We start from the raw sequence: 20,071 nt of genomic DNA, 5'->3' as shown, positions 1-20,071 counted from the left end.
GAAATGTGCGGCGCCGGCCTGGCCCTACAACTGGCCGGCGAGCAGCTCCTCGGCATGGGCGCGCGAGGCGCGGCTGGCGGGGTCGCCTCCGAGCATGCGGGCGACTTCGTGGACGCGGTCTCCGCCGGTGAGCACCCGAACCGAGGTCCGCACGCCTTCATCTTCCGCGACCTTTCCGACGGAGTAGTGGGCGTCGGCGCGCGCCGCGATCTGCGCGAGATGCGTGACGACGAGCACCTGATGGGCGGCGGAAAGCCGCACGAGGCGGGCCGCCACCCGGTGCGCCACCTCGCCCCCGATCCCCGCATCGATCTCGTCGAACACGAGCACCGGCAGGTCGTCCACCTCGATGAGCGAGGTCTCGAGCGCGAGCATGAGGCGGCTCATCTCTCCCCCCGAGGCGACGCGCCGCAGCGGCGCCGGCGGGAAACCCGGATTAAGGGAGACGAGAAACTCCACCCGCTCGGCGCCGGTCCCCCTGATTTCGCCGTACGCTTCGAGCGCGATCTCGAGGCGGCCGCCCCGGAGACCGAGTTCCGGCAGCGCGGCCGTTACGGCTTCCGCGAGCGCCCGGGACGACGCGCGGCGCCGCTCTGAGAGTTCGGACGCCCGCGCGGCGAGTTCGGCGGAGGCGGCGACCCGCGCCGCTTCGAGACGCTCAATCTCGTCATCCGCGCCCCGCAGCGTCTCCAGCTCACGCCGCGCCTCCTCGCCCGCGCGGATCACATCCTCCAGAGCGCCGCCGTACTTGCGCTTGAGCCGGTAGAGGAGATCCTGCCGGACGCGGATTTCGTCGAGCCGTCCAGGGTCGTGCTCGATCGAGTCGCGGTAGGGAGCCAGGTTCCGCCCGAGTTCTTCCACGTTGCGGAGCGCGGCCTCGAGCAGGTCGCGGAAGGGTCCCGCCTCGCGGTCGATCGAGACGAGGTGGTCGAGTCGGGCCGCGAACTCGCCCAACCGATCGACGAGCGAACCCTCGGCCTCGTACAGCCCGTGGTGGAGCGAGCCCGAGAGTTCGATCAGATCCTCGGAGTGCGAGAGGCGGCGGGCCTCCGACTCGAGCGCCTCATCCTCGTCCGGTTCGAGCCCGGCCTCGGCGATCTCGTCCCGCTTGAAGCGCAGGTAGTCGGCCCGTTCGCGTCCCTCCCGCGCGGCGCGGCGCGTGTCCTCGAGACGTCCCTCGATGGCGCGCAAGCCCTCGTATGCGGCCTCCGTCTCGGTGGCGAGCGCTTCGTGCCGGCCATATGCGTCCAGGATCCGCCGCTGCCAGGCCCGGTCGAGGAGTCGCTGGTGATCGTGCTGTCCGTGCAGGTCGAGGAGCCGGCTCCCGAACTCGCGCAACCGTCGAGCCGTGGACGGTGAACCGTTCACCCATGCCCGATGCCGACCCTCGCGACGCAACTCGCGACACAGGATGAGCCACCCATCTTCCTGATCGACGCCGGCGTCCTCGCACAGCGTCCGCAGTCCGTCGACGTCCTCGATCTCGAAGCGGCCCTCGATACGCGCGGCCCCGGCCCCCGCCCGGATCATGTCCGGAGACGGCCGCCCTCCGACCAGGAGTGCGAGCGCTTCGACGAGGAGCGATTTCCCGGCTCCGGTCTCGCCGCTGAGCACGCTGAGGCCCGGTCCGAATTCAAGCGTGGCTTCCTCGACGACGGCGAAGTTCCGGACGCGAAGCTCCCTCAGCACGCCTCTTCCTCGTCTCCCCCGGATGGGGGCGTCGGGTGCTCGCGGACATCGCCCCACCGCAGCTTCCGCCTCAGGACGGTGAAGAACGAGTGCTCGGGGAGCCGGACCAGGCCCACGGGGTGCCTCGACCGGGCGACCTCCACGCGGTCCCCGACCGAAAGCCGACAACCGGGCTGTCCGTCGACGGTCAGCTGCAGGTCGTGGTCCCCCGAGAGAAGTTCGACGGAGATTCTCGTGTCCCCCGAAAACACGACCGGGCGCACCGCAAGCGTGTGCGGCGAGATCGGCGTCGCGACGATGCCCTCCATCGTCGGCGAGACGATGGGGCCGCCCGCGGAAAGGCTGTAGGCCGTCGAGCCCGTGGCCGTGGCGAGGATGATGCCGTCCGCGCTGTAGTGTCCCACTTCGTCATCGTCGGCCAGCACGCGCAGGCCGATCAGGCGGGCGAAGCCGCTCTTGTGAATGACGGCGTCGTTGATCGCGTAGAAGCTCCGTTCGACCGGTCCGTTCGATCCGTTCGGAACCACCCGGATGCGAAGGGCGATCCGCTTCTCGAGCGCGTAGTCCCCGCTCGCCACCATCGACATCGCCGCCTCGAGTTCATCCTCCGAAACCATCGTGAGGAAGCCGAGCCGACCGAGGTTGCAGCCCAGCACGGGGATCCCGCGGGGCGCCGCCAGGCGAGCCGCCCGCAGCAACGTCCCGTCCCCGCCGAGGGCCAGGACGAGGGCGATGTCCGCTTCGATCTCCTCCGGCTCGACGGGGTCGCGTCCGGCCTTTGTCGCAAGCGGCGGTTCGAAGACGAGCGAAACCCCGAGTTCGTCCGCTCTCCGCTCGACGCGGTGAAGGAGCGGCTCCAGTTCCGGGTGATCGGCGTTGCCGATAATAATGAACTTCACGGGCCGCTCAGCGGTCGCGCTCGAGGACGAGGCATCCGATTTCGCGCAGCCGGTCCGCGCCCGCGAGCGGCGAAATCTCGCCCAGCGCCTCGCTGCCGAGCTCTTCCGCGCGTGCTCTCGCCCCCTCCAGGCCGAGGATCGATGGAGTCGTCGCCTTACCCAGGGCCTCGTCCCGCCCGCCGATCTTCCCCATGCGGCTCGAGGAGCCCGTCACGTCGAGGATGTCGTCCACCGTCTGGAACGCGAGTCCGATCGCAATCCCGAAGCGGGTCAGCCGATCGACCGTGTCCTCGGATGCGCGGGCCGCGACGCCGCCCATCGTGCAGCAGGCCGCGATGAGGCGCGCCGTCTTGCCGCGATGGATGCGCTCGAGCGTCTCGAAGCTGACGCTCTGCTTCTCGGCGAGGAGGTCGAGAAGTTGGCCACCGACCATGCCGTCCCCGCCCGCCGCCCCGGTGAGGACGCCGATGAGTCGGCTCGCGACGGGGTCCGGCAGCTTCAGCCCCGCGGCACCCTCGGCCACGGCGCGGATCGCGAGCGGAAGCAGCGCCGCACCCGTCATGACCGCGGCGCGCTCCCCGTACCGGACATGCACTGTCGGCCGCCCGCGGCGAAGGTCGTCGTCGTCCATGCAGGGCAGGTCATCGTGGATCAGGGAATACGTGTGGACGAGTTCGGGTCCCAGCGCCACGCGGTGGAGCCCACGCGCTCCGTTTCCCGCGCGCGGCCCGGCGACACCGCCCGCGGCTTCCCAGGCCCCGACGAACAGGAGAGGCCGGATTCTTTTTCCCTTCGCGAGGACGGCGTACCGAATGGGTTCGGCGATCGGGGCCGCCCCGCGCAGCGTTTCGGACAGCCAGCCCTCCAGCTCCGCATCAATGGCGGTACGCAGCTCCGGCAACCCGCGGGTCACGGTTCACCGTCCGGCCGATCCTCCGGCTTTCCGTCCGGCGCTTCCACGCCTTCCAGCGGCTTCGCTTCCAGTCTTCCCGTCGACGAAGCGATGAGTTCCTCGACCCGGCCGCTCGCCGTCTCGAGCCAGCGCCGAGCCTCCCCGAGACGTTCGATCCCCTGCTCGAAGAGGGCGATCGCCTCGTCCAGGCCGATGCCCTCCCGGTCGAGGCGCGCGACGATCCCTTCCAGTTCCTCGATCGCCGTCTCGAATTCGAACTCCGCCGAAGGCTCGCTCACGCGTCGGACTCCCCGGCGTCCGGCCTCGCCGCGTCACGTTCCACGGTATCCGTCGTCGCCGCGACCTGTCCCCCCCTGACCCGCAGGCGGAAGCGCTGGCTCGGCGTGAAGTCGTCGATGCGCGTGAGCCGGCGTCCCTCGAGGTCGGTGGCGACGGCGTAGCCGCGGGCCACGGTCTCGAGCGGGCTCAGGGCGTCGAGCGCGGCGGCCAGTCCAGCGAGCCGTGTACGCGAGCGGGCGAGCACCCGTTCCATCCCCGCCGGGAGGTAGGCCGCCATGGTCTCGAGGCGAAGCTTCGCGACGTCGCGCGCGTGTCCGGCGGAGGCCGGCAGGCGTTGCGCGAGCGCTTCCATCCGGTCGCTCCCGCGTGTGATGAGCCGGCGCAGCCCGCGAGCCAGGCCTCGGCCGGCCGTATCGAGCGAGGCGCGTACGCTCCGGATATCCGGCACCGCGAGTTCCGCGGCCGCGGAGGGCGTCGGCGCCCGGAGGTCGGCCACCAACTCGCACAGCGACACGTCGACCTCGTGACCGACGGCGCAGATCACCGGCACCGGACTCGCCGCGACCGCTCGAACCGCCGTTTCCTCGTTGAAGCACCACAGGTCCTCCACCGACCCGCCGCCCCGGCTCAGGAGGATCGCGTCGAGCTTCCGATCCGGACCGCCGGTGCTCCAGTCGCCGAGACGCTGGAGGGCGGCCCGCACCTCGTCGGCGGCGCCTTCGCCCTGCACGCGGCAGTGGCGGACGACGATCTCGACCCAGGGGGCTCGGCGCCGGAGGACGGTGATGATGTCGTGAAGCGCTGCGCCCTTGCGCGACGTGACGACGCCCACGCGGCGTGGGAACGCGGGCAGCGCCCGTTTGCGCTCCGGATCCAGCATGCCCTCCGCCGCGAGCTTCCGGCGGAGCCGCTCGAAGGCAATCCGCCACAACCCCTCGCCCGCCGTCTCGATGGCGCGTACGCGCAACTGGAACCGGCCCTGCCGCGCGTAGAGGGTCGGACGGCCGCGGACGAAGACCTCCATGCCGTCCTCCGGATCCGCCGGCAGACGCCATGCATCTCCGCGGAAGAAGACGCACGCGACGCTGGAGTCGCGCTCCTGGTCCCGGAGAGAGAAGTAGCGGTGCCCGACGGAAGAGCAGGTCCAGTTCGTCACTTCGCCGCGCACCCAGAGGTCGCCGAACCGCTTCTCCAGCGCGCCGCGCGCGGCTTCGTTCAGGTCGGACACGGTGATCGCGCCTTCCGGGGAGCGGCCATCGCGGACCTCCGCCGCGCCGAACAGCGAGGCTTGACGCGTCACCTTCAACCCGACGCCGTCACCGCCGCGGCGAGGCGTGCGGTCCGCTCCGCCGACCGCACGGTGTTTCGGAGGAGCATGGCGATCGTCATGGGTCCCACACCGCCGGGGACCGGGGTGATCCAGCTCGCGCGCTCGACCGCCTCGTCGAACGCCACATCACCGACGAGCCGATAGCCCCGCTCCGTGGTCGGGTCGTCCACCCGGTTCACTCCCACATCGATTACGACGGCCCCCTCCCGCACCATGTCGCCACGGACGATGCCGGGAACGCCGACGGCGACGATGAGGATCTCCCCCTGGCGCGTCACGGCGCCGAGGTCCGCTGTCCGGCTGTGGGCCACGGTCACCGTGGCGTTCGCCCCGGGTTCCTTCTGGAGCATGATCTGTGACATCGGCATGCCGACGATATTCGAACGGCCGACGATGACGACGTGGGCGCCGGAGGTCTCCACACCGGTCCTCCGGATGAGTTCCTGCACGCCGGCTGGCGTGGCCGGGCGGAACGCACTCGCGTCCCCCTGGGACATTCGGCCCTGGTTCACGGGATGGAATCCGTCGACGTCCTTGGCCGGATCGATCCTCTCCGTCACTTCGTGTTCGTCGAGGTGTCGAGGCAGGGGAAGCTGTACGAGAATCCCGTGGATGGCCGGATCCGCATTCAGCTCATCGACGATGCCGAGGAGCTCCGCGCGGCCGACGTCGGCGGGCGGCGTAATGTCGCGGGCGTAGATTCCGGCCTCGTTGCAGGCCCGCGTTTTCATCCGCACGTAGACGTGCGAGGCGGGATCGTCGCCGACGAGGACGACGCCGAGGCCGGGCCGAATTCCCCGCTCCGAAAGGCCCTGCGTCCGTTCCGCCACTTCCGCCCGGATCTCGGCCGCGATCCGCTTCCCGTCGATGAGCTGCGCCGTCATCCAATCTCTCCGTCGTTGGCTCGTTGTCAGTCTGTTGTCAGCCCGTGTCAGCGCGCGAAATCCACGGTTCGCGACTCTCGCACGACGACGACCTTGATCTGCCCCGGATACTGCAACTCGTTCTCGATGCGGCGGGCCGTCCGCTCCGACAGCCTCGCCATCTCCTCGTCGGAAATCTTGTCCGGCGTCACCATGATCCGGATCTCCCGCCCCGCCTGAATCGCGTAGACCTTCTCGACCCCGTCCCACGAACTCGCGATCTCCTCCAGTTTCTCCAATCGCTTCACGTAGTGCTCAAACGACTCCCGCCGGGCGCCGGGACGGGCGCCCGAGATCGCGTCCGCCGCGGTGACGAGGAAGGTCTCCGGGTAACGGGCGGGTTCCTCGCCGTGGTGCGCGCGGATCGCGTTCAGCACGCCGTCCTTCTCCCCGCACTGCTTGCACAGATCGTAGCCGATCTCGACGTGGCTCCCCTCCTTCTCGTGCGTGAGCCCCTTGCCGATGTCGTGCAGCAGGCCCATGCGCTTCACGAGTTGCGGATCGAGCGACAGCTCCGCCGCCATCGTCGCCCCGATGAGCGCGACCTCGTGCGCGTGCTGCAACTGGTTCTGCCCATAGCTGGTCCGGAAGCGGAGGACGCCGAGAACTTCGCGGAGTTTCGGGTGCAGGTCGTGGATGCCGAGTTCGTACAGGACCTCGTCAGCCGCCTTCCGCATCGTCGCCTGGACATCTTCCTGCGCCTTCTCCACGACCTCCTCGATGCGACCCGGGTGGATCCGGCCGTCGCCGACGAGGCGATCCATCGCCAGCCGCGCGACTTCGCGGCGGACGGGATCGAAGCAGGAGAGGATGACGGCCTCGGGCGTATCGTCCACGACCACATCGACGCCCGTGGCGGCTTCGAAGGACCGGATGTTCCGGCCCTCCCGTCCGATGATCCGGCCCTTCATGTCATCGCTGGGAAGGGTGACGACGGAGACGGCGGCTTCGGAGGAATGATCTACGGAGAGCTTCTCGATCGCCTGGGAGATGATCTTGCGGGCTTCCCGTTCGGCCTCGTTCCGGGCGCGTTCGGTGACCTCCCGCACGTGCTGCGCGGCATCCGCCCGCGCCTGGTCGCGAATCTGGCCGATCAACTCTCGGCGCGCGGCTTCCCGGCTGATGCCCGCGATCTCCTCGAGGCGCCTTCCGAGTTCCCGCTCGCGGTCGACGAGTTCCTTCGCCCGCGTATCGAGTTCGCCACGCTCCGCCTCGATCTGCTCGCGACTCCGATCCACCCGCTCCTGCCGCTGGTCGATCTTCTCGAGCTTCTGTTCGAGCGTCTCGGTCCGCTCGAGCGTCCGCTGCTCCAGCCGCTCCAGCTCGGCGCGCCGGCGCTCCGCTTCCCTGGCTGATTCCTCCCGGAGACGTTGCGCCTCTTCGCGCCCCGCCAGCTCCGCCGCCTTCCGGAGGCTGCCCGCCTCCAGCCGGGCGGATTCAATGATATCCCGCCCATCGCTCTCAAGGCGGCCGCGCGCCCGGCGCAGGCCCCGTCGCTCGATCAGGATCCCTGCGACGCCCCCCGCCACGAGACCTGCGATGGCCAACAGCATCGTCGGCACGGTGATGGATTCCAGCATGGCCAGACTCCAATCCTCGAACCATCTATGAACAAAAAAACCGGCGGACTCGTCCACCGGTGCATGCCGCTCAGATCGGACGGAACGATGCGCTCCGTGCGATCATCTATCTGAAGCTGGGGCCACGCTCGTGCGAGGCCGCCTTACGGACAGCACAACACCTATGGAAACGTTGCTCGGGATTCTGCACGCCGCAAGCGGACGGCGGGCCCGCGGCTCCGCGGAGGAACGGCGGGACCTACCCCGCGGTGTTGCCCGCGATGGACTCGAGCCGTTCGGTCACTTCCGTGACTCGCGCCTCAACGGCGGCCGTGAGTTGCTCGACCTCCCGGCGGGCTTGGAGGAGTTCATCGGTGATCTCCAGCGCGGCGAGGACCACGGCGCGGTGAGGTTCGGCCACGCCTGTCATGTGCGCCCGCTGAATCGCGTCGTCCACGTACTTCGCGCAGGCCCGCGTGTGCGCGTCACCCCGGTCCGTCCGGATCCGGTATCGATCGCCGAAGATCGTTACGCCGATCGGCGGCGATTCATCCGCTGAAGTCATACCTCATCCTCCACGTGAGCGAGGCGGTTACGCAGTCGCACGGCCTTCTTTCTGGCCTCGGCCAGCGTCTCGCGCAGGCGACGGTTCTCCGCCGTCACCGTCTTGAGTCGCTCCTCGATGTCAGGGGTCGGCGGGCCGCTGGTGCCGGCGAGCCGGGATTTCTCCAAACGGGTCTCGATGCTGCCTGCCGCCCGCGAGAGGCGGTCAAGCAGTCGCTCGACTTCCCGTTGCCGTTCAGGACCTTCGGATTCTGGCACCGAACCGTTTCTCCAGGGCGGTAGAGAGTGCGGACATCTCCGACTCGACGTCCTGATCCGTCAGCGTACGGTCGGGAGCCCGGAAGCGAAACGTCCACGCGAGCCCGAGGCGGCCGCCCTCGATCTCCTCGCCCGAGTAAACGTCGAAGAGGCGTACGTCACGCAGGAGATCGGAGGTCGCTTCCCGCACGGCCCGCTCGATGTCCGCGGCGGGGACGCCCCGCGGCACCGTCATCGAGAGGTCGCGGCGCACGGCGGGGAACGGCGACGTCTTCCGATAGGCGGGCACGGATCGCCCCTCGACGGCGGCGAGATCGAACTCGAGTGCGAACGCGGGCGCAACCCACGGTGGCGCGTCGAGCGACGCCCCGTCCACGACCCCCGCGACGCCGACCACGCGACCGTCCTTCACGGCGCGGAATCCGCCGCGGGAGAGCCACGGTCCGGCGAGAGACGCGCCGCTCTCCGTGGCGTCGAGAGCCACGGCGTCGTCGAACGGCACGAGCGTCGCGCCGCACAGACGATCCGCGAACGATCCGGCGATCTCCTTGAGATCCCACAGGTCGTAGTCGAGTGCCGGCCCCGACCAGTGATCCGGACGCCGGGTGCCGGCGATGATGGCCCCTATCCTTCCGGATTCCTCGAAACGACCGGTCCCGTCCACCTCCCCTGCCGGCCCCGCGCCGGCCGCGTACGCGAACACGGTGCCGAGTTCGAAGAGGCGCACGTTGCGGTTGCCACGCGCATAATTATGCTCCAGCCGCCGAAGCAGCACGGGGACCATGGCGGAGCGAAGGCAACTCTCCTCCGCCGAGAGCGGGTTCGGCACCGGCACGACGGCGCGATTCCCCCGGAAGTCCTCGGGCATGAAGCTCAGGCTGCGAGCTTCGAGGAGTCCGCGTGCGGTGAGCAGCTCCCGCACTCTGGCCGCCTTTTCGACGCGCCGATCCGCGGGCACCGCACTCGGCCGGAACCTGCGGTCCTGGCCTGCTCCGGCGTCGTACCCGACCCGGCGCGCGACTTCCTCGACCAGGTCGATCTCCCGCGCGATGTCCGTGCGCCATCCCGGCACGGAGATGCGCAGCACGTCGGTCGCCCCGTTTCCGCCGGCGCCACCCTCCCCGTCGGCACCACCCTCCCCGTCGGAGAGGGCCTTGAAGCCGATCGGATCGAGCGCCGCGCGGACCTCCGCCCCATCGAGCCCGAAGCCGAGTACCTGGTTCACGCGACTGACGCGGACGTCGATCGGCGGAACCGGGGCCGGCGCCGGACCCGCGCGGAGGCCGATGAGGTCCGCCTCGCCGCCTGCGGTAGCGACGATGAGTTCCACGCAGCGCGCGAGCGCACGCTCCTGGGCGTGGACATCGATCCCCCGCTCGAAGCGATAGGACGCGTCGGTGGAAAGTCCCGCGCGGGTCCGCGTCCGCCGCACGCCGGACGGGTCGAACGACGCGCACTCGATGAGCAGATCGACCGTGTCTTCCGTCACCTCCGTGTCGAGCCCTCCCATGACCCCCGCGAAGGCGATCGCGCGATCGCGGTCGGCGATCACCGTCTGTTCCGGCGCGACCTTGTGCTCCTGTCCATCGAGCGTCGTCAGCGGCTCGCCGGACACGGCCGCGCGCACCCGGATCTCCGCTCCCGACAGCCGCGCGAGATCGAAGGCGTGCAGAGGCTGGTTGTACTCGTGCAGGACGTAGTTCGTCGCGTCGACGACGTTGCTGATCGGGCGCGCCCCCACCGCGAGCAGCCGGCCCGCGAGCCACGCCGGCGACGGCCCGACCCTGACCCCCCGGATGACGGCGGCCATGTAGCGCGGACACCGGTCGAGATCCTCGATGCGGACCGTGACCCCGGCCCCGCCCGCCTCCGACTCGCCGTCGCGCCACTCGGGCCGCCACGCCGCCCCCCCGAAGTCGCGCGGCGTCGGGGGGCCTCCCACTTCCCGCGCCACGCCGACGTGGCAGGCGAGGTCGACCCGGTTCGGGTTCAGGTCCAGCGTGAGGCGCGTGTCCGGCAGGCCCAGCGCCGGCGCGAGCGGCGCTCCCGGCTCGAGCTCGTCCGCGAGCCGCATGATGCCTCCCTTGTCGCGGCCCAGCTCGAGTTCGGCCTCCGAGCACAGCATCCCGTGACTCAATTCACCGCGGATCTTCCGGCTCTCGATGCGAAAGCCGGCGGGGAGTTCGCCGCCGGGAGCCACGTGCGGATAGAGCCCTCCGGTCGCGATGACGGGAGCCCCGCACACGACGTCGAGCACCTCGCCGGCGCCCCGGTCCACCTTGCACAGAGTGAGCCGGTCCGCGTTCGGGTGCGGACGGGTCTCGAGCACGCGGGACACGACGATCCCGTCCAGTCCCGCGCCCACCGTCTCGATCTTCTCCACCGCGGCGGCGGTCATGGTCAGCCGCTCGGCCAGAACCTGCGGGTCGCTTAACTCCTCGCGCAGTCCGACGAGTTCGTCGATCCAGTTGAACGAGATGTTCATGCGAACTGCTGCAGAAAGCTCATCTCCCCCTCGTAGAGGAGTCGCATGTCGGGGATCCCGTGCCGCACCATCGCGATGCGGGCCGGTCCCATCCCGAATGCGTAGCCCGTGTAGCGCTCCGGGTCGTACCCCACGGCCTCGAAGACGGCGGGATCCACCATCCCGCTTCCCATGATCGTGATCCACCCCGTGCGCTTGCAGGTGGAGCAACCGCTCGCGCACACGGTGCATGACACGTCCACCTCCGCCGAAGGCTCGGTGAACGGATAGAATGACGGCCGAAACCGGGTCTTCGTCCCCGGACCGAAGAAATGGTGCACGAAGTGCTCGATCGCAGCGCGGAACTCGACGAAATCCACGCCTTCGTCGACCGCGAGACCCTCGATCTGCTCGAAGGCGGGGGCGTGCGAGGGATCGAAGGAGTCACGCCGGTACGCGAGCCCCGGCACGACGACGCGGACGGGCGGCCGGAAGGCCTCCATCACGCGCGCCTGGACGGGCGACGTGTGCGTCCGCAGCACGACGTCCTTTTCCAGGTAGAACGTGTCCATCATGTCGGCGGCGGGGTGATCGAGCGGGATGTTGAGCGCGGTGAAGTTGTACCACGTGGACTCGATCTCGGGGCCGAGCACGCTCGTGAAGCCTATCTCCGCGAAGATTTCGCAGATCTCGTCGATGACCCGGGTCACGGGATGCACGCCACCGACCCAGCGCTCGCGCGCGGGAAGCGTCCGATCGATGCGGGCGCGCGGCCCGCGGACGGCGCTCTCCAGCGCCTTCGCCCGCTCCTCGAGGGCTCCGCGCAGCACCGTCTTCACGGCGTTCGCGCGCTGTCCGACATCGCGTCGGGCCTGGGCCTCGACCGTGCCGATCAGGGACATGACGTCGGCCAGCTGACCGTTCCGGCCAAGGTATTCGACGCGGGCGGACTCGAGCGTGGCGGAATCCGTCGCCTCCCCGATCGCGGCGAGCCCCTTCCCCTCGATCGCGGCGATCCGATCGAGGAGGGAAGCTCCGGCCGGGGTCATGGGCCGTGCGCTTTGGCCACCTCGACGAGCTTGGTAAAGGCGGCCGGATCCCGAATGGCGAGGTCCGCGAGCACCTTGCGGTTCAGGTCGACGCCGGCGCTCTTCAGCCCGCTGACGAAGCGGGAATATGAGATTCCGTTCTGCCGGGCCGCGGCATTGATGCGGGAGATCCACAGTCGGCGAAAGTCGCGCTTCTTCTTGCGCCGATCGACGTAGGCATAGGCCCAGCCGCGCTCGACGGAGTTCTTCGCGGTGCGATAGAGCTTCGACCGCGCTCCGAACTGGCCGCGGGCTTCCTTGAGGACCTTTTTCTTTCGACGGTTACGTGCAACGCTGCTCGTCGCGCGTGGCATGGCCGCACCTCCTGATTCCTGATACTGAGACTGTCCGGGCTACTGTCCGGGGAATGGGGCGAACTATTTCCCCAGAAGCCGCTTCACGCGCTTCTCGTCCGCCTTCGCCACAAGGGTGCCCTGACGGAGCCGACGCTTACGCTTGGGGCTCTTCTTCGTCAGGATGTGGCTGTGGTAGGCACGCCGGCGCCGGAATTTTCCGCTGCCGGTCTTTCGAAACCGCTTCGCGGCGGACCGGTTCGTCTTCATCTTGGGCATCTTGCGTATGCTCCGGTTCAGCTCCGTCACCGGCCGTCCGCGACGGAGTCGTCGTTCTGGAGTGGACTACGTGCGGTGCGGTCCCATCAGCATGGTCATCGTACGACCCTCATGGGCGATGTCCGACTCCACCACCGCGATGTCCTCCAACTCTTCCTTCACCATCTCGAGGATCCGTCTCCCCCGCTCCGGGTGCGTGACCTCGCGTCCCCGGAACATGAGCGTGAACTTCACCTTGTCTCCATCCCCCAGAAATCTGCGTGCGTGCCGCATCTTGAAGTCGATGTCGTGCGCCTCGATCTTCGGCCGCAGCTTCACTTCCTTGACGTGGATGATGTGCTGTTTCTTCTTCGCTTCCCGCGCCTTCCTCGCCTGCGCGTACTTGTACTTCCCGAAGTCCATGAGCCGGCAGACGGGCGGTCGCGCGCCGGGCGCCACCTCCACGAGGTCGAGCCCGCGATCGGCCGCCATCGAACGGGCTTCGTCCGTCGCGACGATGCCGAGCTGGTTGCCCTCCTCGTCGATGAGCCGGATCGGGCTGATCCGGATCTTGTCGTTGACTCTTGGATCTCCGTTCACTGCACCTCATAGAAAAAGCCCGGTTCGACGCTTGCCGACCGGGCACGAGGGCACATCCCACGCGGGGAATGCACCATCGACCCGGCAGCAGCACGAGTTCGTGCGCCGATAGGGTGGGGGCATCGCGGCCCCGCTTGTCTGTTTTTCAACGCCCGGAAAGTGCCCCCGAGCGGCCCTCCTGTCAACGACGACCGGCGCGCGAACCGGCAGACGTCACGTTTCGAGAGACCGGGTCTCGACGCGACTGCGGACCCGGGATACGAAGTCGTCGAGGGGGAGGACTTCCTGTTTGCGTTTCGCGCCGCGGGCGCGGACGGCGACGGTGCCGGCCTCGATCTCGCGGTCTCCGACGACGAGAAGGTAGGGGATCTTCTGCAGTTCGCCGTCGCGGATGCGGTAGCCGAGCGTGTCCGACCGGGCGTCGAGTTCGACGCGCAGGCCGTCGGTGGCGAGGCAGTCCCGGATCTCGCCGGCGGCGGCCGCGTGGGCGTCCGTGATCGGGAGCACGCGGACCTGCACGGGCGCGAGCCAGGGCGGGAAGGCGCCTGCGAAGTGTTCGATGAGTACGCCGGTGAAGCGCTCCAGGGTGCCGAAGATGGCGCGGTGGATCAGTACGGGCCGGTGCGGCTTGTTGTCCGCCCCCATGTACTCGAGCTCGAAGCGGTCGGGAAGGTTGAAGTCCAACTGGATCGTGGCCCCCTGCCACTCGCGTCCGATCGCGTCCTTGTACTTGATGTCGATCTTGGGGCCGTAGAACGCGCCTCCGCCCTCGTCCAGCTCGTACTCCAGCCCTCCGCGCTCCAGCGCGTCGCGCAACGCGTCTTCCGCCACGTCCCAGACCTCGTCGCCGCCGATCCGCTTGTCCCCGTCCGGACGCGTGGAAAGATCGAACCGGTAGTCGAGGCCCAGCGTCGTCATCACCGTGTCGACGAGTTTCAGGCAGATGAAGATCTCCTCCTCGATCTGCTCGGGAGTGCAGAAGACGTGCCCGTCGTCCATCGTGAGCATGCGCACGCGCAGCAGTCCGTGCAGCGTCCCCGACCGTTCGTGGCGGTACACGTTCGCAATCTCGGAGAGGCGCACCGGAAGGTCGCGGTAGCTGCGGGGGTTCGCCGCGTAGATCGTGATGTGTCCCGGACAGTTCATCGGCTTCACGCGGAACGCTTCGCCATCCTCGTCCGCCATCCGGGGGTACATGTTCTCCGCGTAGTTCGGGAGGTGCCCGGAGCGCCGGAAGAGCGCCTCGCCGGAGATGTGCGGCGTGTAGACGAAGTCGTAACCGTGCGCCTCCTGAAGGTCTTCGATCCAGCGCCTCAACTCGAGCTGCACGCGGGCGCCCTTGGGGTGCCAGCACACGAGCCCAGGCCCGATCTCCTCCTGAATCGAGAACAGGTCGAGTTCCCTGCCCAGCTTCCGGTGATCGCGCTTGCGGGCTTCTTCGCGCCGCGTGATGTATGCCTCGAGCGCCTCCTTCGAGTAGAAGGCCGTGCCATAGATGCGCTGCAGCATCTGCCGCTTCTCATCGCCGCGCCAATAGGCTCCCGCGGCGCTGAGGACCCGGAAATGGCAGATTTCGCCCGTGCGGGGCGCGTGCGGCCCCCGGCAAAGATCGAGGAACGGGCCGTTCCGATAGACGGAAATCGCGTCGCCCTCAGGGATCTCGGCCAGCCGCTCCAGCTTGAGCGGATCGTCCGCGAACAGTTCCGCGGCTTCCTCGCGGTCCACTTCGCGGCGCTCGAACGGGGCGTCCGCCCCCGCGACGTCCGCCATCGCGCGCTCGATCTTCTCCAGGTCCTCCGGCGTGAAGGGCGCCGGGACCTCGAAGTCGTAGTAGAAGCCATCGTCGATCGGGGGCCCGAAGCCGATTCCCGCGCCCGGATACAGCTCGCGAACGGCGGTGGCGAGCGCATGGGCCGCGGAGTGCCGCAGAACGTAGAGCGCGTCGGGATCCTCGTCGCTGCGCGTCACGATCGCGACCTGCGCTTCGTCCGGAAGCGGGGCCGTAAGATCCGTGAGCACATCGTTCACGCGGGCGGCGACGGCAGCCCGGGCCAGCCCCGGACCGATCGCCGCGGCAAGATCGCCGGCGCTCGAGCCGCGTGGCAGCCGCTTGGAGGAACCGTCGGGGAGCGAAACGGAAATCTGGGAGTCGTTCATCGGCCTACCCGTCGATGCACGATGTGACAGAGGGTTCGAGTGGACGCGGAAGCTAGTGCAGTGGAGGGTTCAGCGCATCCTGAGCACGGTGACCTGCGCCCGCGCCCGTCCCGGGAGGTTCGCCCCGGCCGGGTCCATGACCTCGACGATCAGGTCGGGCGTCGCGCCCGAACTCACGAGCGAGAAGTAGCGCCCCGTGGAGGAATTCACGGTGAACTCGGTCGAACTGTTCGTCGACACGTGCACGTTCACCCTCGAGGGAGTGAGCGGGAAGTTGCGGGTGAACGGGCAGCGGTCGCCGAGATTGGAGTCGCTCAGCTGTCGGAAGAGCGCCTCAAGATTCCAGGTCTTCCACTGGGTCCGGGGATCCGCGTCGCCCGGCGTGCGGTCGTCCGCGATGAGGGACGTGAGATACAGCGAGAGGATCTCCTCCCATTCCATCTCCACGCCGGCGACGGCCTGGAGGGTGCGTTCCACGTTGGTGATCCCCTTGAAGTGCGCGGGGCCTCCCGAGGTCAGATACCGAAACAGTTCCTCTTCCCTGCTCCCGGGAAGCGGGCCTCCGCTCCCAGGCGCCCCGAACTGGTCGCCGAGCCAGCGCGCGAACCCGTACGCGAACCCGCGGAAAGAGAGGGATTCCACCCCGCCCGGATCTTCGCCGGCCGCGTCACCCAGCGCCGGAGCCGCCCCCGGACCGTTGGGATCCGGGGGACAGCCGCCACGCAGGAAGCGGCCCAGGCGGATCTGGTTCACGATGTGAAAGTGGTTGTAGATGGAGAGTTGTTCCTCGCTGGACGTGAGCATCTCCAGATCGAGGTTCTCCCTGGTCCCGAGACCCGCGGCCCGAAGGCCGGCGAGCTCCTCGGCAAGATGGGCCATCGCCTCGTCGAGCCATGCGACCTCCCGGTCGCCGAAGATGTTGCCGCCTCCGAGCGTGACGCGCTGCTGGGTGTTGAGCAGATGGGCGAACTCGTGCGCGACCGTCGACCGCGCGAGCGCGTTGGCGAAGTCGAGGCTGATGTCCGAGCCGTAGTCCTCGTCCGGATCCGGACCCACGAGATAGAAGATCTCTCCCTCGTTCGAAGCCTCGCAGCTCGATCTTGTCGTCAGATCGCGCGCGAGGAAGAAACCGGCGACGACGCTCTCCTCGCCCGCGGGCGTGAGCTTGTTCACCTCGGCCGTGATGAGGGCGAAGACGGTGCCGTTGTTGTCGATGTCCGCCGGTTCGCCGAAGTAGGCGACATCCACCGGGTACACGACTTCGTCGAGCTGCCGGCCGATCGTCTCGAACTCGTCCGCCGAGAACCGGTCGCTGTCGGGCTGATCGTGGAACTGCAGGTCTTCCACGATGGTGAAGTGCTCTCCCGCGTACCTCACTTCGCCCATGACCATCGTCGGATTGCGGCAGTTCACGACCAGGTTCGCGCCCACGCCGACCCGGAAGGAAAGGGTGTCCCCGAGCTCCGGCGGCCGCAGCGCATCGGCCAGCGGGTCGAGCCCCCGGGCTCGGGACCTTATGGGCCGGGCCCCGACCGCGGCGAGTTCCTGCATCTCCCGCTCCCGGAGGACGTGTTCGCGCGCGTACCAGGACTCCCGGCGGCGAAGGTCGCGGTTCAATTCTCCGCCCGCGGAGGTGAGACGGGGTGGTCGGGTCGGGGTCACGTTCCCGGAGGCGCGCTCGGCGCTCACCCGCATGCAGCCGTCCACGCTCTGGCCGGGCGCCCCGGAAGCGCTCTGGACGATGACCTGGTAGTCGCGGGGATCGCTGGAGCCCGCCAGCCTGAAGGCGCGCACATCCGAGGCGTCATCGAGCGTGACATGCTCGCCGGGGGACAGGTCCAGCGTGGCGGACACGGACGGCGTGGCCGTCCCCCCGCACCCGGAGGCGAGGGGCGGAGGCGGCGGCGGTGGCGGGTCCGTCGTGCCGCCCCCGCACGCCGCGAGCGCGAGACCGGAGATCGCCGCTGCCGGGCGCAGCCGCCTTCCGCACAGTCTCAGCATGCGTGTCTCACAGTCGATCTCCCTGGCACGATTCCGTGCGCCCGCCGGCCCGCGGAGCCGGAGGATCCCCGGAGCCCGCCGGCCGCTTCCGGGCGCAAGATACCCGCCCTGCGCGGTCCGTGCCCGAAGAGAGCGAAGCTCTGTACGCCGCTTCCATGCTCCGCGAGGTCAACGCGTCCGGAGGGCGACGACGCGGATGGCCTCGGAAGGGGGGACGGAGAGCCCGGCCTGGGTCGTGAGTCTCAGACGGACCTCCGGGTGTGGCCCCTCGCTCTTGAGCCGGAAATAGTAGCCCGTCGAGGCGGCGAGTTCGAAATCGATCCGGGCATCCGTCCCGTCGGCGAGCGGAATGTCCATCGCCTGGAGCGGGAAGGCTCTCGCGAAGGGGATCCTTCCTCCCAGTTCCCGGTGCAGGGCGGCAAACACGTCGCGAAGGTGCAAGGTCCTGATCTGCGTCGAGGAGGGAGCGCCGGGCAGGTCGTCGGCGATCGGGGCAAGAGCCCAGGCTGCGAGCAGGTCGTCCCATGTGTCCGGTCCACCGAGCGCCGCCGCGACCCGCTCGATGTTCGCCACGCCACGCGCGCGAGCCTCCCCCCCTCCCGCAAGGTCGTGGAAGATGGTCTCCTCCGCGGCACCGCCGAGCACTCCGCCGCCCGCCGTCGAGTACTGATCCGCGAACCAGCGGAGGAAGAGCCACCCGAAGCCTCGCATCGCGAGCGAGGAGATTCCGTCGGGATCGTGCGAGTAGGCGTCGCCCAGCGCGGGAGTCCGGTGCGGGCCGAGCAGGTAGAACGCGGAGCGGCGGAAGTTCGGGAAGTGATACGTCGCGAAATTGTCGGAATTCGCGAAGAGTTCCGTGAACCCGTAGTTGCTCCCGGGACGCAGGAACGCACCCGACATCCCGACGAACGTCTCCGCCGAATGCGCCAGCGCCTCGCTCAGCCAGGTTTCCTCAAGGGAGGCGAAGGAGCCCCTGGCGAGCACGGTTCGGCGCTCGGCCGAAATGAGGTGCGCCAGTTCGTGCGCGGCCACGCCGACCGCCCCGGTCGTGGCGAACCTTGTGGGTACGGGCTTCGAGAACCGGCCATCGGGATCGGCCGCGAGGAGGTAGAGGATCTCCCCGCCGTTGGACGCCGGGCAGTCCTCGGGATCGGCCAGATCAGCCGGATTGAAGAACCCCAGGATCCTGGTATCGCTGTCGCGGGGCGTCGTCCGGTTTACGACGGGAGAGAACAGGACCCATACGACGCCGTTTCCGTCGATGTCCGCGGGTTCGCCGAAGTACGCCGAGAGGACCGGGAAGACCGACCCCTCGAGCAGTCCCAGGACCCCCTCGTAGCCGCCGCCGAGCACGACGCCGGCCCCATCGAGATCCTCCACGATCGCGAAGTTCGGACCCACCGCGCGGACGACCGCGGTCACGTCGTGGATCCCGTCGCAGTCGACGTCGAGGTTCGGATGCACCGCGTTGCTGAAGATCACCGTGTCGCCGACGGTGGGAAGCGTCGCGTGGGCGGAGGCCGCGTTCGCGCGCACCATGCCCGGGTCCGGTGCCGCGGCGGGCCTCGGGCGGAGCGGGCGCGCGCCCAGCACGGCGCGGCGGGCATTCGCCCGGAAGGTGAGGTCGGCCCGCGACGCCTCCTCGAGGCCGGGCCTGTCGCCCTCGAAGCGGAAGGCATCGACCGGCGGCGTGCGCGCCGGGGCGACGAGTGGAGGGACCCGCACAGCTGCGGCCCCGCTCGCGTGCGCATCGAGCCGGAGGCGCGTCGTCGCCGCCGGCGTGCGCAGGCCGCTCTGCACGACGATCAGATACTCCGCCGACGCGTTGCCTGCCCCGATCTCCACGACCTGGACGCCTCCCGCCGGCAGCACGCACATCTCCCCGGCCGCGAGCGACAGCGTGAAGCGGGTGGCGCCGCGACTCGCCACGGCGGGACAGAGATCTCCGTCGGGGCCCGTCGCCTCCGCGCAGGCAAGCGGCGCCAGGGCGGCGATCCACAGCATCGCCCGAGCGACAGCCGCACGATTCAGGGGAGGTCCGGAACGGGATCTGAGTAACCGCATCGCGACATCCTAATATCGCGGGCGGATGCAGCGAAGGCCCGACCGAAGCCGGGCCTTCCGTGCTGCTCCAACACCTGACGGCAAGGGAACGGATCTCCGCCCCCCGGAAGCGACTAGTACATTCCGCCCATGCCGCCGCCCGGCATGCCGCCGGCGGCGGCCGCCGCGGCGGGATCCTCCGCCTCGGGCCGCTCCACCACGACCGCCTCGGTCGTGAGCAGCAGCCCCGCGATCGAGGCCGCGTTCTGGAGCGCGGTACGCGTGACCTTGGTCGGGTCGATGACGCCGGCCTTCACCATGTCCTCGTACTCGTCCGTGGCCGCGTTGTAGCCGGTGTTCCGGCCCTCGGCCTCGCGCACCTTCTCGACGATGATCGAACCCTCGGCTCCGGCGTTCGAGGCGATCGTGCGAACGGGCTCCTCGACCGCGCGGCGCACGATCCGGATTCCGATCGACTCGTCGGCGTCCGAGCCCTCGACGCCGTCCAGCGCCGCCTGGCTCCGCAGCAGTGCCACACCGCCGCCGGGGACGATGCCCTCTTCGACGGCCGCGCGCGTCGCGTGCAGCGCGTCCTCGACGCGGGCCTTCTTCTCCTTCATCTCCGTCTCGGTCGCGGCGCCCACGTTGATGACCGCCACGCCGCCGGCCAGCTTCGCCAGCCGCTCCTGCAGCTTCTCGCGGTCGTAGTCGGACGTGGACTTGTCGATCGCGACCTTGATCTCGCTGATGCGG

Annotated in this window: 18 protein-coding genes; all 18 read right to left on the bottom strand. The window is 69.2% G+C overall.

What is annotated here, in order from left to right; translation table 11 throughout:
• Nucleotides 1-24 precede the first annotated feature (24 nt).
• On the bottom strand, nt 25-1,689 hold the full coding sequence (gene recN, locus RN729_RS08970; RefSeq protein WP_310783844.1) for a DNA repair protein RecN: 1,665 nt from the start codon (nt 1,687-1,689) through the stop codon (nt 25-27).
• The gene (locus RN729_RS08965; protein WP_310783842.1) at nt 1,683-2,588 is read right to left on the bottom strand and encodes an NAD(+)/NADH kinase; all 906 of its coding nucleotides are present in this window, start codon (nt 2,586-2,588) and stop codon (nt 1,683-1,685) included. Before RN729_RS08965 ends, recN begins: the two co-directional genes overlap by 7 nt.
• 7 nt (nt 2,589-2,595) lie before the next feature.
• Entirely contained in the window at nt 2,596-3,501 is a 906-nt protein-coding gene (locus RN729_RS08960; protein ID WP_310783840.1) for a polyprenyl synthetase family protein, read from the bottom strand.
• Complete coding sequence (gene xseB / locus RN729_RS08955; RefSeq protein ID WP_310783839.1) at nt 3,498-3,779, bottom strand: exodeoxyribonuclease VII small subunit; 282 nt, start codon at nt 3,777-3,779, stop codon at nt 3,498-3,500. Before xseB ends, RN729_RS08960 begins: the two co-directional genes overlap by 4 nt.
• On the bottom strand, nt 3,776-5,080 hold the full coding sequence (gene xseA, locus RN729_RS08950) for an exodeoxyribonuclease VII large subunit (protein WP_310783837.1): 1,305 nt from the start codon (nt 5,078-5,080) through the stop codon (nt 3,776-3,778). Before xseA ends, xseB begins: the two co-directional genes overlap by 4 nt.
• Before the next feature lie 2 nt (nt 5,081-5,082).
• Nucleotides 5,083-5,994, bottom strand: a complete 912-nt coding sequence (locus RN729_RS08945) for a bifunctional 5,10-methylenetetrahydrofolate dehydrogenase/5,10-methenyltetrahydrofolate cyclohydrolase (RefSeq protein WP_310783835.1) — start codon at nt 5,992-5,994, stop codon at nt 5,083-5,085.
• 47 nt (nt 5,995-6,041) lie between these two features.
• Nucleotides 6,042-7,613, bottom strand: a complete 1,572-nt coding sequence (rny, locus tag RN729_RS08940) for a ribonuclease Y (RefSeq protein ID WP_310783833.1) — start codon at nt 7,611-7,613, stop codon at nt 6,042-6,044.
• 238 nt (nt 7,614-7,851) lie between these two features.
• Nucleotides 7,852-8,157, bottom strand: coding sequence for a cell division protein ZapA (locus RN729_RS08935; RefSeq protein ID WP_310783832.1), 306 nt, complete (start codon nt 8,155-8,157; stop codon nt 7,852-7,854).
• Nucleotides 8,154-8,414: a hypothetical protein gene (locus RN729_RS08930; protein WP_310783830.1), complete on the bottom strand. Its 261-nt coding sequence runs from the start codon at nt 8,412-8,414 to the stop codon at nt 8,154-8,156. Before RN729_RS08930 ends, RN729_RS08935 begins: the two co-directional genes overlap by 4 nt.
• On the bottom strand, nt 8,392-10,899 hold the full coding sequence (gene pheT / locus RN729_RS08925; protein ID WP_310783828.1) for a phenylalanine--tRNA ligase subunit beta: 2,508 nt from the start codon (nt 10,897-10,899) through the stop codon (nt 8,392-8,394). Before pheT ends, RN729_RS08930 begins: the two co-directional genes overlap by 23 nt.
• On the bottom strand, nt 10,896-11,927 hold the full coding sequence (gene pheS / locus RN729_RS08920) for a phenylalanine--tRNA ligase subunit alpha (protein WP_310783826.1): 1,032 nt from the start codon (nt 11,925-11,927) through the stop codon (nt 10,896-10,898). Before pheS ends, pheT begins: the two co-directional genes overlap by 4 nt.
• The gene (gene rplT, locus RN729_RS08915) at nt 11,924-12,280 is read right to left on the bottom strand and encodes a 50S ribosomal protein L20 (protein WP_310783824.1); all 357 of its coding nucleotides are present in this window, start codon (nt 12,278-12,280) and stop codon (nt 11,924-11,926) included. The genes pheS and rplT overlap by 4 nt, the downstream gene beginning before the upstream one ends.
• Before the next feature lie 63 nt (nt 12,281-12,343).
• A complete protein-coding gene (rpmI, locus tag RN729_RS08910) occupies nt 12,344-12,538 on the bottom strand; it encodes a 50S ribosomal protein L35 (protein WP_310783822.1) in 195 nt (64 codons plus the stop codon).
• 66 nt (nt 12,539-12,604) lie between these two features.
• The gene (gene infC / locus RN729_RS08905) at nt 12,605-13,117 is read right to left on the bottom strand and encodes a translation initiation factor IF-3 (protein WP_310783820.1); all 513 of its coding nucleotides are present in this window, start codon (nt 13,115-13,117) and stop codon (nt 12,605-12,607) included.
• Nucleotides 13,118-13,330: 213 nt separating this feature from the next.
• Nucleotides 13,331-15,274 carry a threonine--tRNA ligase gene (gene thrS / locus RN729_RS08900; RefSeq protein ID WP_310783819.1) on the bottom strand — a complete coding sequence of 648 codons (1,944 nt, stop codon included), beginning with the start codon at nt 15,272-15,274 and terminating at the stop codon, nt 13,331-13,333.
• A gap of 69 nt (nt 15,275-15,343) precedes the next feature.
• A complete protein-coding gene (locus RN729_RS08895; protein ID WP_310783817.1) occupies nt 15,344-17,275 on the bottom strand; it encodes a hypothetical protein in 1,932 nt (643 codons plus the stop codon).
• Between the two features lie 168 nt (nt 17,276-17,443).
• The gene (locus RN729_RS08890) at nt 17,444-19,279 is read right to left on the bottom strand and encodes a hypothetical protein (protein WP_310783816.1); all 1,836 of its coding nucleotides are present in this window, start codon (nt 19,277-19,279) and stop codon (nt 17,444-17,446) included.
• A 173-nt stretch (nt 19,280-19,452) separates the two neighbouring features.
• Nucleotides 19,453-20,071, bottom strand: a 619-nt coding sequence (locus RN729_RS08885; protein ID WP_310783814.1) for a TCP-1/cpn60 chaperonin family protein, incomplete at its 5' end; no start/stop codon positions are given.

The sequence above is a fragment of the Candidatus Palauibacter polyketidifaciens genome, assembly GCF_947581785.1.
Classification (GTDB): domain Bacteria; phylum Gemmatimonadota; class Gemmatimonadetes; order Palauibacterales; family Palauibacteraceae; genus Palauibacter; species Palauibacter polyketidifaciens.
The sequence above is the reverse complement of the archived record's forward strand: the minus strand, read 5'-3'. Positions and strand labels throughout refer to the sequence as shown.

What these genes read in the sequence shown, in the direction of transcription:
- RN729_RS08945 (WP_310783835.1), bottom strand. Translation starts at nt 5,994, where the DNA reads ATGACGGCGCAGCTCATCGACGGGAAGCGGATCGCGGCCGAGATCCGG.
- rny (WP_310783833.1), bottom strand. Translation starts at nt 7,613, where the DNA reads ATGCTGGAATCCATCACCGTGCCGACGATGCTGTTGGCCATCGCAGGT.
- RN729_RS08935 (WP_310783832.1), bottom strand. Translation starts at nt 8,157, where the DNA reads ATGACTTCAGCGGATGAATCGCCGCCGATCGGCGTAACGATCTTCGGC.
- pheT (WP_310783828.1), bottom strand. Translation starts at nt 10,899, where the DNA reads ATGAACATCTCGTTCAACTGGATCGACGAACTCGTCGGACTGCGCGAG.
- pheS (WP_310783826.1), bottom strand. Translation starts at nt 11,927, where the DNA reads ATGACCCCGGCCGGAGCTTCCCTCCTCGATCGGATCGCCGCGATCGAG.
- rplT (WP_310783824.1), bottom strand. Translation starts at nt 12,280, where the DNA reads ATGCCACGCGCGACGAGCAGCGTTGCACGTAACCGTCGAAAGAAAAAG.
- rpmI (WP_310783822.1), bottom strand. Translation starts at nt 12,538, where the DNA reads ATGCCCAAGATGAAGACGAACCGGTCCGCCGCGAAGCGGTTTCGAAAG.
- thrS (WP_310783819.1), bottom strand. Translation starts at nt 15,274, where the DNA reads ATGAACGACTCCCAGATTTCCGTTTCGCTCCCCGACGGTTCCTCCAAG.
- RN729_RS08895 (WP_310783817.1), bottom strand. Translation starts at nt 17,275, where the DNA reads ATGCTGAGACTGTGCGGAAGGCGGCTGCGCCCGGCAGCGGCGATCTCC.
- RN729_RS08890 (WP_310783816.1), bottom strand. Translation starts at nt 19,279, where the DNA reads ATGCTGTGGATCGCCGCCCTGGCGCCGCTTGCCTGCGCGGAGGCGACG.